The sequence below is a fragment of the Mesonia profundi genome, assembly GCF_031085155.1.
In the GTDB taxonomy this organism is placed as follows: domain Bacteria; phylum Bacteroidota; class Bacteroidia; order Flavobacteriales; family Flavobacteriaceae; genus Mesonia; species Mesonia profundi.
The window spans coordinates 70,061-85,635 of the sequence record NZ_JAVHUL010000008.1 but is presented as its reverse complement, the minus strand read 5'-3'; the positions used below and the strand labels follow the sequence as shown (position 1 = coordinate 85,635).

Below are 15,575 nucleotides of genomic sequence, written 5' to 3'. Positions count from 1 at the left end.
TATGAAAGTACTTGTAATTCAGCAGAAAATGATTGGAGACGTACTTACGTCCTCTATTCTATGTGAAGCCATTAAAAAAAAATATCCTTCTGCTGAATTGCATTATTTGGTGAACAGCCACACGGTTCCGGTGGTGGAAAACAATCCTTTTATAGATGAATTGGTGTTGTTTTCTTCGGAAATGGAACAAAGTAAACTACAGTTTTATAGGTTCCTAAAAGAAATCCGTAAAGCAAAATACGATGTAGTGATCGATGTCTACGGAAAGATTAGCAGTAATTTGATGAGCTATTTTTCTAAAGCCCCCAAAAGAATTTCCTATCATAAAAAACACACTGCATTTTTATACACGCAGACTTTAGAGCGTCTAAAAAAGCCTGAACACGATTGTAGTCTGGCTATTGAAAACCGATTGAAATTATTGGAATTTTTGGAGATTCCATTTCAGGAAATAACCTCTAAAATCTATTTAACCCAAGCTGAAATCGCTTCCGCGGAAGCCTATGTAACCACTTCTAACATCGACTTTAAAAAACCCTTATTTATGGTGAGCGTTTTGGGAAGTAGCGAGGCGAAAACCTATCCTCTAGATTATATGGCAAGCTTGCTAGATAGTTTGGTAGCAGAAAATAAGGAGGCTCAGTTCCTATTTAATTACATTCCCAAACAAGAGAAAGAAGCGCGAGAAGTTTATGAACATTGTCTGCCTATAACTCAAAAACGCATTTTCTTTTCGGTTTTTGGAAAGAGCTTACGGGAATTTTTAGCCATTACCTCCCATTGTGATGCGATGATTGGGAATGAAGGCGGAGCCATTAATATGGCAAAAGCTTTAAACATTCCTACATTTACCATTTTCTCACCCAGTTTAAAGATGCAAAATTGGTTTGGGGAAAAAGAAAATAAAAATCACAAGGCGGTACATCTTTCAGAATTTATCCCGTACCAAGAAGAAGATTTTGTAGCCGCAAAAAAGAAGCCTTCCAAATATTATCTTAAATTTACTCCTTCATACATTGTTCAACCGCTACACGATTTTATTGCAAACCTGTCTCTATGAAGTATAAATTTTTAATTTACATATCATACAGTTATGCCGTTCCTATTGGTATCCCTTTGGAGAAAGAGATCCTAAAACGCGGAGAAGAAGTGTTTTGGTTTAGTGATTTACCAGAAGGACGAAAAGCTATAGAGGAAGCAGGGAGAACAAATTTACTTAACATAGAGGAGGCTGTAGCCTACGAACCTCATATTGTTTTAACCGCCACAGATGATGTAGCCGATTTTCTTAGCGGAATAAAAGTGCAAGTTTTTCATGGCTTCTTTTCACAGAAACGTCCGGAACACAACACTTTTGCCCACTTTAGAATTCGGGGTTTCTTTGATTTATATTGTACACAAGGTCCCAGCACCACTGAAGTTTTTAAACAACTTGCCAAAAAATACAAGTATTTTGAAGTGAAAGAAACGGGATGGAGCAAAGTAGATGGCTTATTTCCTGTAACCACCGAAGAAGTGGAACATAAAGAACGCCCACAAATTATGATTGCCTCTACTTTTACAGAGCGACTTAGTTTGGCGTATCACCAAGATGTATTTTTGAAGATTCAGGAATTGGCGGCAACGGGACGTTATGATTTTGCCATGGTTCTGCATCCTAAATTGCCAGAACACATCAAGGAAAAATGGAAATCTTTAGACGGCGAGTATTTTAATTATTACAATACGACCAACCTTGTGCCTATTATTCAGAAATCAGATTTGTTGTTTTCTGATACCACATCGGTGATTCAGGAGTTTATGCTTCAAAAAAAGCCAGTGGTGACTTTTAAACATACCTTTCAACACGATTACTTGATTCACGTGGACCAAGCCTCAAAAATTGAGGAAGCGATTAGCTATGGTTTAAGCCGACCAAAAAAAATCATGGAAAAGCTCGCAACCTTTATCGATAATTTGCATCCTTATAATGACGGAAAATCTAGTGAACGTATTATGGATGCCTCAATTGAGTTTTTAAATAAGGATAAATCTGGATTAAAGAGAAAGCCGCTGAATTTTATTCGGAAGATAAAAATCAGAAATAGGCTTAATTATTTTACACTTAAAAGTTACCGAAAGGCGCCAAACTTTACAAAACCTACGCATTTAGAAAAAATAACTGCCATCATCCCTGTTGGGAATGAAATTCATAATATTGAAGAGGTAATAGCATCTGTTAATTTTGCTGATGAAATCTTGGTAGTAGATAGTTTTAGCACCGATGGTACTTACGAGAAGGCTAAATCTTTAGCTACCCGAGTGATTCAAAGAGAATACGGCTATTCTGCTTCTCAAAAAAACTGGGCCATTCCACAAGCAGCGCATAAATGGATTATTCTGGTAGATGCCGATGAACGCGTTACCGTTCCTTTAAAACATGAGATTTTAAGTGTGTTGGCCAATCCCCCAAAAGATGATACAGTCGGATATTGGATTGGTAGAAAAAATCACTTTATGGGAGAACACGTAAAGTATAGCGGATGGAAAAACGATAAAGTGATTCGTCTATTTAAACGTGATTTTTGCAAGTATGAAGATAAAAATGTACACGAAGAAATTATACCCAATGGAAAAGTGGGCCGCTTAAAAAGCAAATTTTATCACGATACTTACATCTCATTAGATCTTTACTTAGAAAAGATGAACAAATATGCTTGGTGGCAAGCCAAGGATTACGACAAAAAAACGGGAAAACTAACTGCATTTCATTTTATTCTAAAACCGTTATACAGTTTTACCAAACACTATTTTATACAAGGTGGGTTTAGAGACGGCGTGGTAGGAATCACCATTTCTTACATTCAAGGTTATACCGTTTTTATGCGTTATGCCAAATTGTGGTTGTTAAGACGTAACCGAAGATAAGTTTACTTTTTCCAAAATTTCAGTTTCTTTTTAAGCCTTTTTTTTCGGTGGAATTTCTCCTGAAAAGCTTCCGTATAACTCCACATTTTTTCGAAGATTTCTTCTGAATTAGCACCGTACAACTTGGCGTATTCTTCGCTCATGACGCTAACCATACTCTCGCTAGTGGTTAGTCGGGCAAAATTCTTAATTCGATCGTCTAAGCTCAAAGCTTTAAAATTCATTCGGTTTAAATCAACCAAAAAGAATTGATAATCCCCATTATTCAGCTGAATAAGAGTATTCCCAGGGGAATGATCTAGAAACTCAATATTGTTTTCATGTAAGTTGAAAGTAAATTCTGTAAAGGCTTTTAGAATTTCGGTATGTTCTGGGTAATCTAAATTTTTCGTCAACTCGCGATAGGTCAAATCGGCTTGCAAATGTTCACTTACGTAAAAACTCTCCTTAAAAAGAAAAGCAGTAGTATGTTCAAAGTAAGCTACGGGACGAGGGGTTCCGATTCCTAATGATTCTAATTTTTGAGCATATTCAAAAGAGCGTTGTGCTTTGCTTTTTCTAAAGAATCGGTACGCAATCTGGTTGATAAGATTAGGAATCTTAAACGACTTGACATTAAGTACAAAATCCTCTATTCTAAATAGTTTGATCACATTTCGTTTTCCGTCCCCAAAGAGTTCTCCTTGAGTTTTAAAGTTTTGAATACATGATTTTACCTTTTCTTCTGATAGGGGCAATGATGACGAAAACATAGATTTCATAAACGTTGTTTTAAGAAGAAAAGAAATATTGATTAGATTTATTCTGGAATGCTGAATCAATTTTAACGCTAATCAATTCACCTATCGCCCGATAAGATTTTCTGAAGTGGCTTTTTAATACCTCCAACTTCTTAAAAAAAATAAAACAATCGTAAACCATAATCGTTTAAAATAGTAAGTTTGCAGAATAGTCAACGCCAATGAGCACTAATGTGGTTTACATTTTACATAAAAACGGAGCTAAAAGCCATTACTTGGGCTTAACGCACTTACCTAATCAAGAAAACATTCAGCTCAAGCACAGAGAGTTTTCTATTGTCAGTAAACTATTTAAAAGTATTGTAAAAGTAAAGCCCCAACTCTTTAAAAAACAAATCTTAAATATTGGCTTTTTTATTCAATTATTATTTTCCAAAAATAGAAAAATTGTTTTAGGTATTGCTCCTTTTGATCATAAATTAGGGCGCTTATTACCACTCTTAAAAAAGCATCAACTTTATTATCATAGTTCGTGGACCTGCTGGGATAAAAGCTTTCATCCTAAAAAGACGAACAAAGAAAAGGTTTATAAAACCTGGCAAGATTTTTTAGAAAATCAAGTCAAACACATTTTTGCCGTTTCCCAACAAACCAAAACCAGCATCTTAGAGAATTACGATGTAGCTTCAGACAAAATAAGCGTTGTGAATCATGGTTTACACCTAGCTTTTTTAAAGGAATATCATCTCGAAAAGAAAGAAAATTCCTTTTTATATGTCGGGAGATTAACGCCAGAGAAAGGAATTGAAGAAATCTTGATTTTTTTTGCTAAACATCCTGAGCTTCACCTAGGTATTGTTGGAGATGGGAAACTAGAAGAAAGCGTCAAACAAGCCGCAGAAAAATCACCAAATATTATTTTTCATTCTAAAATAGAGGACAAAGAGAAATTGGCTCAACTTTTTAGTTCACATCAATATTTTCTCTTAAATTCAAAAAAAACAACTAAATGGGAAGAGTTATTTGGGATTGTGCTTATTGAGGCTATGGCTCAAAAAGTAATTCCAATTGCCAGTAATCACTCTGGCCCTAAAGAAATTATACGCAAAGACACCGGCTACCTTTTTAAGGAAGGAGACCTAGAAAGCACCATTCTTTCAGTTGTAAATCAAGGGTTTTCTGAAGAAATGGCTATCGCAGCTAAAAAAAGTGCAGAAAAATACACCCTAGAAATGATCTCAGAAAAATGGAAGCCAATCTTACATTAAAACCTATAGATGTTAGTTGCATCATCATCAATTTTAATACCACTAGCTATACCTTAGCCTGTTTACAATCTATTATAGACTTGGAGGAATCTGCTATTAATTATGAATTGGTAGTGATTGATAATGCTTCCCAAGCAGACGATTACAAGAAGTTAAAAGAAGGAATTCTTCAGTTAAATAATGACCGAATAAAGTTATTCCGAAGTAAAAAAAATCTAGGTTTTGGAGGCGGAAATATGTTAGGCGTGCAAATGGCAGCTCCGTGTAAATATTACGCGTTCATTAATAATGACACTTTACATTTAGAGAAAAACACCTTAAAAGAACTCATGCAATTTATGGAGTCGAATCCAAGTATTGGAATTTCATCTCCCCAAATGTTAGATCAGGACAAAAACTTTAGGGTGACCATAGATCATTTTTCATCTTTAGGAAGAGAGATTCTGCGTCGGCCTTTATTAGAAAAACTATTTCCAAAGATCTATCTCAACCGAAAAAAATTCTACGAATCCCCTATCCGTGTGCAATATGTGCAAGGTTCTTATATGTTTACCAAAGCCAGCGCATTTAATCACATTGGTGGTTTTGATGATAATATGTTTCTCTATTATGAAGAATCAGACGTTTCTTATAGGTTGCTAAAACAGCTGAACCTGTCTACGTATTTATACCCGCAACTAAGCTACGTGCATTATAAAAGTGCCAGCACGAAAAAGGGTATTGCGATCAAAATTGAACAGAAAATCTCCTTATTGTATTACACCAAAAAACACCACGGTTTTATACAACATAGAATACTTTTATCGTATTACATCATTCGCTACTTCTTTTCTAGCCTCTTTAAACCCAGATACTGGAAGCTTTTTAGTGTTTTAGTGCAAGGCGCTCCCTTATCTAAGTCTTTAAAACAACAACAGCAGCTGCATGAAATTGATTAAAAATTATATCGCTAATTTTTTAAGGGTATTCACTAAAAAACCAGCGGACTTAAAAAAGGTTCCGGTTTTTATTAATAATTACAACCGGCTTACTACTTTAGAAAAGTTAATCGCTGCTTTAGAAGAACGAGGCTACCACAACATCCATATTTTGGATAACCAATCTACTTATCCTCCACTTTTAGAATTCTACGCTACCACTACGCATCAAGTACATCGATTAAAAAAGAATTACGGTTCTAAGTCCTTCTGGAAAAGCAATATGTGGCTCAAGTATATGTTTTCCTATTTTGTCTATACAGATTCTGATGTCGTACCCGTAGAAGATTGTCCGCCAGACTTTCTGGAACATTTTTATATGCTCCTAAAAAAATATCCTAAAGTCCATAAAGCTGGATTTTCTTTAAAAATAGATGATTTGCCAGATAGCTTTGAAAACAAGGGGAAAGTAGTGACTTGGGAACAGAAATTTTATGAAAAACAACTTGAAGAAAATGTGTATTTAGCACCAATTGATACTACTTTTGCATTCTATAGGCCTTTTTCAAAATCGGGGAAACGCGACGGAAGTACTCCCATCATTAGGACAGGATTTCCTTACCAAGCCAAACATTTACCTTGGTACATCAATAATCAAGATCTTGGAGAAGAAGAAACTTATTATATGAACAGCATTAGTACGCGTACCCATTGGTCGAGACAAAATAAAAAATAAATCATGATAGACGAAATTCACGAATGCCTGACTGTTTTAAAACAAGGCGGACTCATACTTTACCCTACAGACACCGTTTGGGGAATTGGTTGTGACGCGACCAATGCTGATGCGATTGATAAAATCTTTGCCTTAAAGAAAAGAGCAGAAAGCAAATCTATGGTATGCTTGGTTTCTGATTATAAGATGCTAAATCAATACGTAGAAGAGATTCCCGAAGTGGCTTACGATATCTTAAAATATGCCGCTCAACCTACCACGGTGATTTACGATGATCCCATTAGAGTGGCAGAAAATTTAATTGCAGATGATAATTCATTGGCTATTAGGGTTTGTGGAGATCCATTTTGCAACAAATTAATCAGAAAATTTAAACGTCCTATCGTTTCTACTTCTGCCAATATTAGTGGGCAACCTACTCCAAAATCTTTCGACAAAATTGCTCCCGAAATTTTAAAAGGAGTAGACTATGTTGTAAATTTGCAGCCAGCAAAAAAAAGCGCTAAACCCTCCACCATTATTAAGTTAACTTTAGACGGAAAAGTGCAAATTATCAGAAAATAAAATGCCCGAAGACAAAACGTATACAGAAGCCTTATCTCATAAAATTTTTGAATACATCAGTCAGGCTGCAGATAATCTTTCCTTAGAAACTTACGCTATTGGCGGCTTTGTTCGTGACTTCTTTTTACAAAGAGGCGATGCAAAAGATATTGATATTGTAGCCGTTGGGAGCGGAATCTCCTTAGCGGAAGAAGTAGCGCGACTCTTGCCTCACCAACCTAAAGTGCAAGTTTTTAAAACCTATGGTACGGCGATGCTTCGTGCTTTTGATTTGGAAATAGAATTTGTAGGCGCTCGCAAAGAATCGTATTCAGAAGACAGCAGAAATCCTGAAGTAGAATCGGGTTCTTTGGAAGATGATCAAAATCGACGAGATTTTACCATCAATGCTTTAGCGCTTCAACTGAATAAAGAAAACTTCGGAAAGTTATTAGATCCCTTTAATGGTTTGGGAGATTTAGAAAATCAGCTAATTCAAACGCCATTGGAGCCGGGAATCACGTATTCTGACGACCCCTTGCGTATGATGCGAGCCATTAGATTTGCTACGCAATTAGGTTTTAGAATCGAAGATGCTTCATTACAAGCAATTACAGACCATCATAAGCGCATTAAGATTATTTCTAGAGAGCGCATTGTAGATGAATTAAATAAAATTTTAAGTTCTCCTAAACCCTCAATAGGTTTTGGCTTACTCAGAAAAACGCAGCTTTTACCACTTATCTTACCAGAACTTTCTGCTTTGCAAGGTATCGATGAAAAGGAAGGGCAGCGGCACAAAGATAACTTCTGGCATACCCTGGAAGTAGTTGACAATATTGCAGAAAACACCGATAATGTTTGGTTGCGATGGGCAGCACTTTTACACGATGTAGGAAAAGCTCCCACCAAAAAATTTCATAAAAAAATAGGTTGGACGTTTCACGGACACGAATTTGTAGGCGCCAAAATGGTGTTTACTTTATTTAAGCGTCTTAAAATGCCCTTGAATGATAAAATGAAATTCGTTCAAAAGATGGTATTAATGAGCTCCCGTCCTATTGTGATTGCAGAAGATCACGTCACCGACTCGGCAGTACGAAGGTTGATTTTTGATGCAGGAGAATCTATTGAAGACCTCATGACGCTTTGCGAAGCCGATATTACCACCAAAAACCCCAAGCGTTATAAAAAATATCACCGCAACTTTCAGGTAGTTCGGCAAAAGCTAAAAGAAGTAGAAGAAAGAGATCATATTCGTAATTTTCAACCTCCTGTTTCTGGAGAAGAAATCATGAAAACTTTCGCCATTAAGCCTTCCAAAGAAATTGGAGTGATTAAGAATGCCATAAAAGAGGCTATTCTAGAAGGTGAAATCCCTAATGAATATGAAGCCGCTAAAGCTTTTATGGTTAAAAAAGGAGAAGCTTTGGGGTTAATACCAAGTTAAACAGATAATATCGCAATTAAATCGTTTTTTTTAATTCTAGGTTATGAAAAAGAGAACAAAAGATAATAAGAATGTGATTTACTGGTTACTCACCGGTTGCGTTTTGTTATTTATTATGGTATTTGTGGGCGGGATTACGCGATTAACCGATTCTGGTTTATCGATGTCCAATTATAAACTCATCATGGGAACCATCCCTCCCTTAAATGATGCTGAATGGCAGGAGGCGTTTGATTTGTACAAACAATTTCCCGAATATAACTCTTACAATACTCATTTTGAGTTGTCTGATTTTAAATCGATTTATTTTTGGGAATGGTTTCACCGGGTTATCGGTAGATTTATAGGGGTCGTATTTATTCTTCCTTTTCTTTACTTTTTATTTACCAAGCAACTGAGTAAACCTACCATAAAAAAATCTATTGTTTTATTGTCTCTGGGAGCTTTCCAAGGCTTTTTAGGTTGGTATATGGTCAAAAGCGGTTTGGTAAAGATGCCAGATGTAAGTCATTTTAGACTAGCTGCCCATTTAACCACTGCTTTTATTACGTTTGCGGCGACACTTTGGGTTGCTTTAGATTTAATATATCCACATAGAAAACCTGCCGTAAAGCCAGTAAAAAATTGGGTTGTGACAGGAATAATTATTTTATTAGTTCAGATTATTTATGGAGGATTTGTAGCCGGACTCAAAGCCGGGATGCTTCACAACCACTGGCCCATGATGAATGAAGGAAAATTTATGCATCATACGGTTTACTTACTCGAACCCTTTTATAAAAACTTGATTGAAAACCCCAGTGGGATACAGTTTATTCACCGTACGCTTGCTTATTTAGTAGTCATCGTTATTGGGATTATTTGGTTTGTAGCTAAGAAATTTGGTTTAACCCAAGCTCAAAAATACAGTGTTAATCTATTGGTGATTTTAGTAGTTCTTCAATTTGTTTTGGGAGTATTTACTATTATTAATCAGGTTCCTTTATGGTTAGGCGCGGCACATCAAATAGGTGCATTTTTTCTCATTTCGGGGATGACATTTGCGCTTCACAGATTCAGTAAATAAGTTTAAAAAGATTAACTTTGCAATCCTAAATTTTGTGAGATGATGATTTATAAATTTCGAATTGTATTAGATACACTAGATGATGTTTTTAGAGATATCGAGATTGAAGAAAACGATACTTTAGAAGATTTACACAATGCCATTACCCAAGCTTTTGGTTTTGATGGCACAGAGATGGCTTCTTTTTATATTAGTGATGAAGAGTGGAACCAAGGAGAGGAAATCGTTTTGTTTGATATGAGCGAGGGCAACAATTCCGTTCGTATGATGAACGAAACCGCATTAGATACGGTCGTTTCTAAAAAACAAACTCAACTTATCTACGTGTATGACTTTTTTAGCATGTGGACTTTCTACGTAGAGTTAGGCGATATCACTCAGCCAGAAGACGGAAGAGATTATCCTAACCTGATGTTTGTGCAAGGTCAGTTACCTGATAGTCCGCCAGACAAAAACTTTGAAGCGGAAGAGGATCCTTATGCCGAAGAAGATGAAGATCTTTACAGTCAAGGAGGAGATTTTGAAAGTTTGGATGATATGGATTTTGACGAAAACTGGAATTAAATTCTGTTTCAATTTTGCATTAGGGATAGTAGCGGCATCCTTTTTTATTTGTCACTTCGAGCGGAGTCGAGAAGTATTGACAAATAAAAAGATATAGCGGATAGCCCGACCCGCAGGGAAATGCCCTAATTATTAATATTTCAATTTAAAGAACACTATGATTAACGTATATAATGCCCAAATTGAGTCGCTTTCTATTCACCGTGTAGGCAACAAAGCGAGAAATGAGGGCCTTTTTCTTTCGCAATCTCCCATCGTTTTAAATGATGAGCTGAATGCTTTGCTGAAAGAGTATTTTTTAAAGTCATTTCGAGAAAAAGAAGAAAATTACTACCAGTTTGTGCACGAAACAGATTTAGAGTTTCACGATTTGTACAACACTGCCGCGGAAGTATTTAATGATCCTACCAAGATTCATGAAAATTCGAAAAAGATAGCCCAACTTCTTTTTAATGAAGGAAAGCATCCGCATATTAAAAATGGGGAGTTATACGTGGTTTATTTTGAAAATATGTTGCTCGATAACGAAAAGGTAGATGCTATTGGCATCTTTAAGTCGGAAGTGAAGCATGATTTTCTTCAGTTTGAAGAAAAATCAGAAAACCTTGAAGCTATCCTACAACAAGGAGTTAATTTGAACAAGCTTGATAAAGGTGCACTTATCTTTAATAAAGGCAAGGAGGAAGGATTCCGAGTACTTTCTATAGATTCTAACCGCTACGATACTAAATATTGGTTGGAGCAATTTTTAGGAGTAGATGTATTTGCCGATGAGAATTTTTACACCAAAAAATATTTAAAATTCTGTCAGGATTTTGCCAAAGATGTAGTCCTACCGGCCGAAGACAAGCAGCAAGAGGTGCTATTTATGAACCGTGCGGTAAATCATTTTGCCAAAAATGACAACTTTCAAGAATCAAATTTCTTAAATGAAGTAATGGAAAATCCAGAGTTGATTCCTGAGTTTCAAAATTATAAAACCGAAAAAGCACCTAAATATAAAATCGAAGATTTAACGGAGTTTCCGGTTTCTAATACCGCGGTAACCTCGGCTAGAAAAAAGATTAAGAGTGTCATTAATTTAGATACCAACGTGCAAATTAAGATGGATTTTATAAATCCTGAAAGTGCTGAGAAGTATTTAGAAAAAGGTTGGGACGAAGAAAAACAGATGTATTACTACTTGATTTATTTTAATAAGGAAGAGAAGAGTTAAGTTAGATTAATCGTATCCGACTAAGATATTAGACCCTGCCTTTGCCAGCCCGGCAGAATGAATTCTATCGGCTGATGCTTTTAGAAAATAGAAATTAGATTTAAATTTAACCAGACACTACTAATTCTAAAAAAAATAAAAGATGAAAAAATCAACATTCCTCGTTCTTCTTCTAAGCCTTAGCCTATTTTATAGCTGTGACTTTTTTATTTCGAACTCATCAGAATCTAAAGATGTGCCAAAGATTAAAGAGTCTCAAGAAACACAAATTGATACCCTAACCACACATCTAAAACCTTTTAAAGAAGACTTACCCACCATTGGCCTGTTGATGTATAATGGGGTGTTAACTACAGAGATTACTGCCACGGCAGATGTTTTTACCAAACCAACTCAGGATGGGGAACAACTTTTTAATGTCATTACGATTGCCGAAACCAAAACGCCTATCGTTACCGAGGAAGGATTAAAACTTACCCCCGATTATACCTTTGAAAATTGTCCACAACTAGAAGTTCTTTTTATTCCTAGTGCTTACGATATGTATTCACAAGTGCATAACCCCAAGATTGTTGATTTCATAAAAGAAAAAAACAAAGAAACCACTTATACCGTTAGTAATTGTGCGGGAGCTCAATTGGTGGGTGCTTCGGGGATCGCAAAAGGAAAGAAAATCGTTACTTGGATTGGCGGCGGAAAAGACTTACAAGAAACCTATCCCGAATTAAAAGTTCAGAATGATTCTTTGATTTCTTATGTAGAAGATGGCAAGTTTTTATCCTCTAACGGAAATCTAACCAGCTATATTTCTGCCTTAAATCTACTGACAAAAATGACTAGTAAAGAGCATACCAAGTTTGTAGAATCTTACCTTTATTTGGATCAGCTTCAAGACTGGAAGCAAGACTATTAATTGTATAAAAAAACAAAAAAAAGGCAGAAATTGATTAAAATTTCTGCCTTTTTTTGTGTTTCTTGCTCCCTTTCCTCTGGAAAGTCCCGCCCAAATAAAACGTTCGGACAAGGCTGAGCCTGCCTGCAAAGGCAGGGATAGGATGATTTTTTATATTTATCCTCTCATCCCCCCCCTATATCCTCCCCAGAAGGGAGGACTAATAAACTAGCTCTAGCTTAAAGCTACATTGATAATTTTTTTCTACTTCCTTTCCTCTGGAAAGAGATGGACCGGCCGAGCCGGCATAGTCAGGGATAGGATGATCTTAATACTCCATAACCTCTTTCGTATTGGTATCTACGTAATTTCGTTTTACAAAATCTAGGGCCGTTTTTAAGATATGTCCCATAGTTTTTGCGCGTCTAAACTTGACATCTTTAGAAAATTCTACCAGATCGTTTTTAAGTCTTTTTACATTTTCTTCGGTAGAAATGGAGTCTTGAATCATACAACGAATCAGTTCTTTATATCTTTTTTGGGAGGTAATGAGTCGTTTAGCCACTTGGGAGCGTTCTTCTCTTCGGTATTGCTCAATAGAACTCTGCTCCAATTTATTGGCCACCAGCATCACCATATCATAATTCTCCTTAAAGAATTGAGGTCGGTATACTTTTAATTTCCCTTCGTAACATTGTTGATCAAAATCAATCGCGCGTATTTGATAGGCTACGTGATCAAAATCGTGGGTTGGAATGACCACATAATTATACGAACGCATATCTCCTAGCAATCGCAGCGTACAACGTTCATTAAATTTCACAAACTGCTTGGCAATTTGGGTTTTTTCACGTTCATCGCAGTCTTGTAGTTTTTCTTCAATAAAAACATCTCCAGGAATGCCAGCTATATGCTCTTCAATAAGCGTGTCTTTATAAATAAGGAAGTTAATACGATGCGGAGAAAGGATATGTTCAAACTCCAATCCATAGATTCTAGAAGCATCGGCTTTCTTTACATAGAAGTAAGTAAAACTATCATTGAGAATATTTCTTACTTTAACTCTAAAAGGTTTGGAGTTTCCAAAAGTACAGTAATCAATAGCATCTACATTTAAAAACTCAAAAGAATCATCACTACCATCAGAGTGCAAAATGGTGTAAACGCGTTTTAGACTATTGTCTATCTCTGTTCGCTCATGATCTGGATAATAACAACGCACCCAAAGCGTATCTTCATCGTGTTGATCATACACCACGATAGATCCCGAAAACCTCAACAAATCTTCATAGAAAACGGGAATCTTTGTATTGCGATTATGTTTAATCAAATACTTGCTAAGTCTCTCATTGATAGGGAAACTAGGCTTTTTTTTTGACATCAACTTCTCATCCATTAATTTTCGGTTTTTATAAAAATAGTATTCTCTTGTGTAATTTCATTGTAACAAAACGTTAACTTAGACGTCCTACTTATAAATTGATCTTATTTTGAAAACAATTCTTACGCTTAACAACATTACGAAAAAATTTGGTCCTATCACCGCGGTAAAGGACTTATCCTTTACCATTGAAAAGGGAAATGTCTACGGAATCTTAGGCCCTAACGGAAGTGGAAAATCGACAACTCTAGGAATGGTCCTCAACGTGGTCAACAAAACCAGTGGAGATTTTCATTGGTTTGACGGAAGCGATTCCACCCACGAAGCCTTAAAAAAAGTAGGTGCTATTATAGAAAGCCCTAACTTTTACCCTTATATGACGGCGGCTCAAAACTTAAATTTGGTTTGCAAAATTAAAAATGTAGCCCAAGCTAAGATAGACGAAAAGTTAGAGATTGTAGGGCTTTTAGACCGTAGAGATAGCAAATTTCAAAGTTTTTCTTTGGGAATGAAGCAGCGTTTAGCGATTGCCTCTGCCCTTCTCAACGATCCTGAAATACTTATTTTGGATGAGCCGACGAATGGCTTAGATCCGCAAGGAATTCACCAGATTAGACAAATCATTAAAAAGATTGCCTCCACAGGAACGACCATTCTTTTGGCTTCTCACTTATTAGATGAAGTAGAAAAAGTATGTAACCACGTTATTATTATTAGAAAAGGAGTGAAATTATATTCGGGTCCTGTAGATCAATTAAACGCTAATCACGGTTATTTTGAACTTAAAAGCAGCGATATGGATAAATTGCAAACTGCCTTAACAGAAAATGGTTTATTTGATTCCGTAAAGAAAAATCCCGAAGAAGAATACATGACCGCGATTTTGTCTAAACCTGTCGAAGCAGAAGAATTAAACAGAATGCTCATTCAAAAAGATATTATTCTTACCCATTTGGTGAAGAGAAAAGAAAGTTTAGAACAACAATTTTTAAAATTAACCAACCAAAAAAGCGCCTAAATGTTACGATTACTTACTATAGAATTTGAAAAATTAAGATACAGTAAATCGGCTAAAGTCTTATCGATTATCTACTTTGGTTTATTTACGTTTATAGCTTTAATAGCCTCTATTCGGTTTAATTTATTTGGAGCAGAAATTCATATCGCCGACCAAGGGATTTTTAACTTTCCTTACATTTGGCACTTTAATACCTATTGTGCAGCGCTGCTCAAAATCTTTCTGGCGATTGTCATCGTCTCCCTTATTTCTAACGAATACAGCAATAGAACGCTGAAACAAAATTTGATTGACGGCTTGAGCAAGAAAGAGTTTATTCTCTCTAAGTTTTACACCGTAGTGAGTTTTGCTTTTATCTCGACCGTATTTATTTTTATCGTCTCTTTGATTTTAGGATTAATCTTTTCGGATTATACCGAAATCGGAATCATATTTTCAGATTTAGAACACCTACTCGCTTATTTTGTAAAACTTTTAGGATTCTTTACTTTTTGTATGTTTTTAGGCGTTTTGGTAAAACGTTCTGCTTTTGCTCTTGGATTCTTATTTGTATGGTGGATTGTAGAAAGCGTTGTTGTTGGAATTTTAAGATTTTTAGTGATAAACGACGCCACAAAAACGGAATACATTACGCAATTTTTCCCATTAGAGTCTATGTCTAATTTGGTGAAGCAACCCCTTACTAGATTAAATGTAATCCAGTCTGCAGCAAATCAACTTCAAACCGATATCGCCTTTGATTATGCGGTACATTGGTATCAAATTTTAATCGTTTTGGGCTGGACAGCCTTATTTGTTTGGGGATCACTCGCGATTCTTAAAAGTAGAGACTTGTAATAAGTCTTGACAGACTTAGATTCTAGACCGCTTCGCTATT

15 protein-coding genes are annotated in these 15,575 nt (G+C 35.9%); 13 read left to right on the top strand and 2 right to left on the bottom strand.

Annotated elements, in window-relative coordinates:
- The first annotated feature begins 1 nt into the window (after position 1).
- Entirely contained in the window at positions 2 to 1,060 is a 1,059-nt protein-coding gene (locus RBU60_RS04740) for a glycosyltransferase family 9 protein (protein ID WP_308863534.1), read from the top strand.
- Positions 1,057 to 2,907 (top strand): glycosyltransferase, encoded by a 1,851-nt coding sequence (locus tag RBU60_RS04735; protein ID WP_308863533.1) that lies wholly within the window; start codon positions 1,057 to 1,059, stop codon positions 2,905 to 2,907. Before RBU60_RS04740 ends, RBU60_RS04735 begins: the two co-directional genes overlap by 4 nt.
- A 2-nt stretch (positions 2,908 to 2,909) precedes the next feature.
- On the opposite strand, the gene RBU60_RS04730 is transcribed toward RBU60_RS04735, so the two are convergent.
- A complete protein-coding gene (locus RBU60_RS04730; RefSeq protein WP_308863532.1) occupies positions 2,910 to 3,668 on the bottom strand; it encodes a lipopolysaccharide kinase InaA family protein in 759 nt (252 codons plus the stop codon).
- Between the two features lie 200 nt (positions 3,669 to 3,868).
- On the opposite strand from RBU60_RS04730, the gene RBU60_RS04725 reads away from it, so the two are divergent.
- The 9 genes from RBU60_RS04725 to RBU60_RS04685 all read left to right on the top strand — a co-directional run bounded on the left by RBU60_RS04725 (position 3,869) and on the right by RBU60_RS04685 (position 12,320).
- The gene (locus RBU60_RS04725; RefSeq protein ID WP_308863531.1) at positions 3,869 to 4,915 is read left to right on the top strand and encodes a glycosyltransferase family 4 protein; all 1,047 of its coding nucleotides are present in this window, start codon (positions 3,869 to 3,871) and stop codon (positions 4,913 to 4,915) included.
- A complete protein-coding gene (locus tag RBU60_RS04720) occupies positions 4,894 to 5,853 on the top strand; it encodes a glycosyltransferase family 2 protein (RefSeq protein WP_308863530.1) in 960 nt (319 codons plus the stop codon). The genes RBU60_RS04725 and RBU60_RS04720 overlap by 22 nt, the downstream gene beginning before the upstream one ends.
- Entirely contained in the window at positions 5,840 to 6,568 is a 729-nt protein-coding gene (locus RBU60_RS04715; RefSeq protein ID WP_308863529.1) for a glycosyltransferase family A protein, read from the top strand. Before RBU60_RS04720 ends, RBU60_RS04715 begins: the two co-directional genes overlap by 14 nt.
- 3 nt (positions 6,569 to 6,571) lie before the next feature.
- Positions 6,572 to 7,132 carry an L-threonylcarbamoyladenylate synthase gene (locus RBU60_RS04710; protein ID WP_308863528.1) on the top strand — a complete coding sequence of 187 codons (561 nt, stop codon included), beginning with the start codon at positions 6,572 to 6,574 and terminating at the stop codon, positions 7,130 to 7,132.
- Position 7,133: 1 nt separating this feature from the next.
- Entirely contained in the window at positions 7,134 to 8,561 is a 1,428-nt protein-coding gene (locus RBU60_RS04705) for a CCA tRNA nucleotidyltransferase (RefSeq protein ID WP_308863527.1), read from the top strand.
- A gap of 43 nt (positions 8,562 to 8,604) precedes the next feature.
- Complete coding sequence (locus RBU60_RS04700; RefSeq protein WP_308863526.1) at positions 8,605 to 9,627, top strand: COX15/CtaA family protein; 1,023 nt, start codon at positions 8,605 to 8,607, stop codon at positions 9,625 to 9,627.
- Between the two features lie 42 nt (positions 9,628 to 9,669).
- Positions 9,670 to 10,191: an IS1096 element passenger TnpR family protein gene (locus tag RBU60_RS04695; protein WP_308863553.1), complete on the top strand. Its 522-nt coding sequence runs from the start codon at positions 9,670 to 9,672 to the stop codon at positions 10,189 to 10,191.
- A 157-nt stretch (positions 10,192 to 10,348) separates the two neighbouring features.
- Entirely contained in the window at positions 10,349 to 11,407 is a 1,059-nt protein-coding gene (locus RBU60_RS04690) for a nucleoid-associated protein (protein WP_308863525.1), read from the top strand.
- A gap of 142 nt (positions 11,408 to 11,549) precedes the next feature.
- Positions 11,550 to 12,320, top strand: coding sequence for a DJ-1/PfpI family protein (locus RBU60_RS04685; protein WP_308863524.1), 771 nt, complete (start codon positions 11,550 to 11,552; stop codon positions 12,318 to 12,320).
- Positions 12,321 to 12,627: 307 nt separating this feature from the next.
- On the opposite strand, the gene RBU60_RS04680 is transcribed toward RBU60_RS04685, so the two are convergent.
- Positions 12,628 to 13,695: a hypothetical protein gene (locus RBU60_RS04680; RefSeq protein ID WP_308863523.1), complete on the bottom strand. Its 1,068-nt coding sequence runs from the start codon at positions 13,693 to 13,695 to the stop codon at positions 12,628 to 12,630.
- A gap of 94 nt (positions 13,696 to 13,789) precedes the next feature.
- Here RBU60_RS04680 and RBU60_RS04675 point away from each other — a divergent pair, with 94 nt between their 5' ends.
- Positions 13,790 to 14,698, top strand: coding sequence for an ABC transporter ATP-binding protein (locus RBU60_RS04675; protein WP_308863522.1), 909 nt, complete (start codon positions 13,790 to 13,792; stop codon positions 14,696 to 14,698).
- On the top strand, positions 14,699 to 15,535 hold the full coding sequence (locus RBU60_RS04670; protein ID WP_308863521.1) for an ABC transporter permease: 837 nt from the start codon (positions 14,699 to 14,701) through the stop codon (positions 15,533 to 15,535). It abuts the gene before it with no gap.
- Positions 15,536 to 15,575 lie beyond the last annotated feature (40 nt).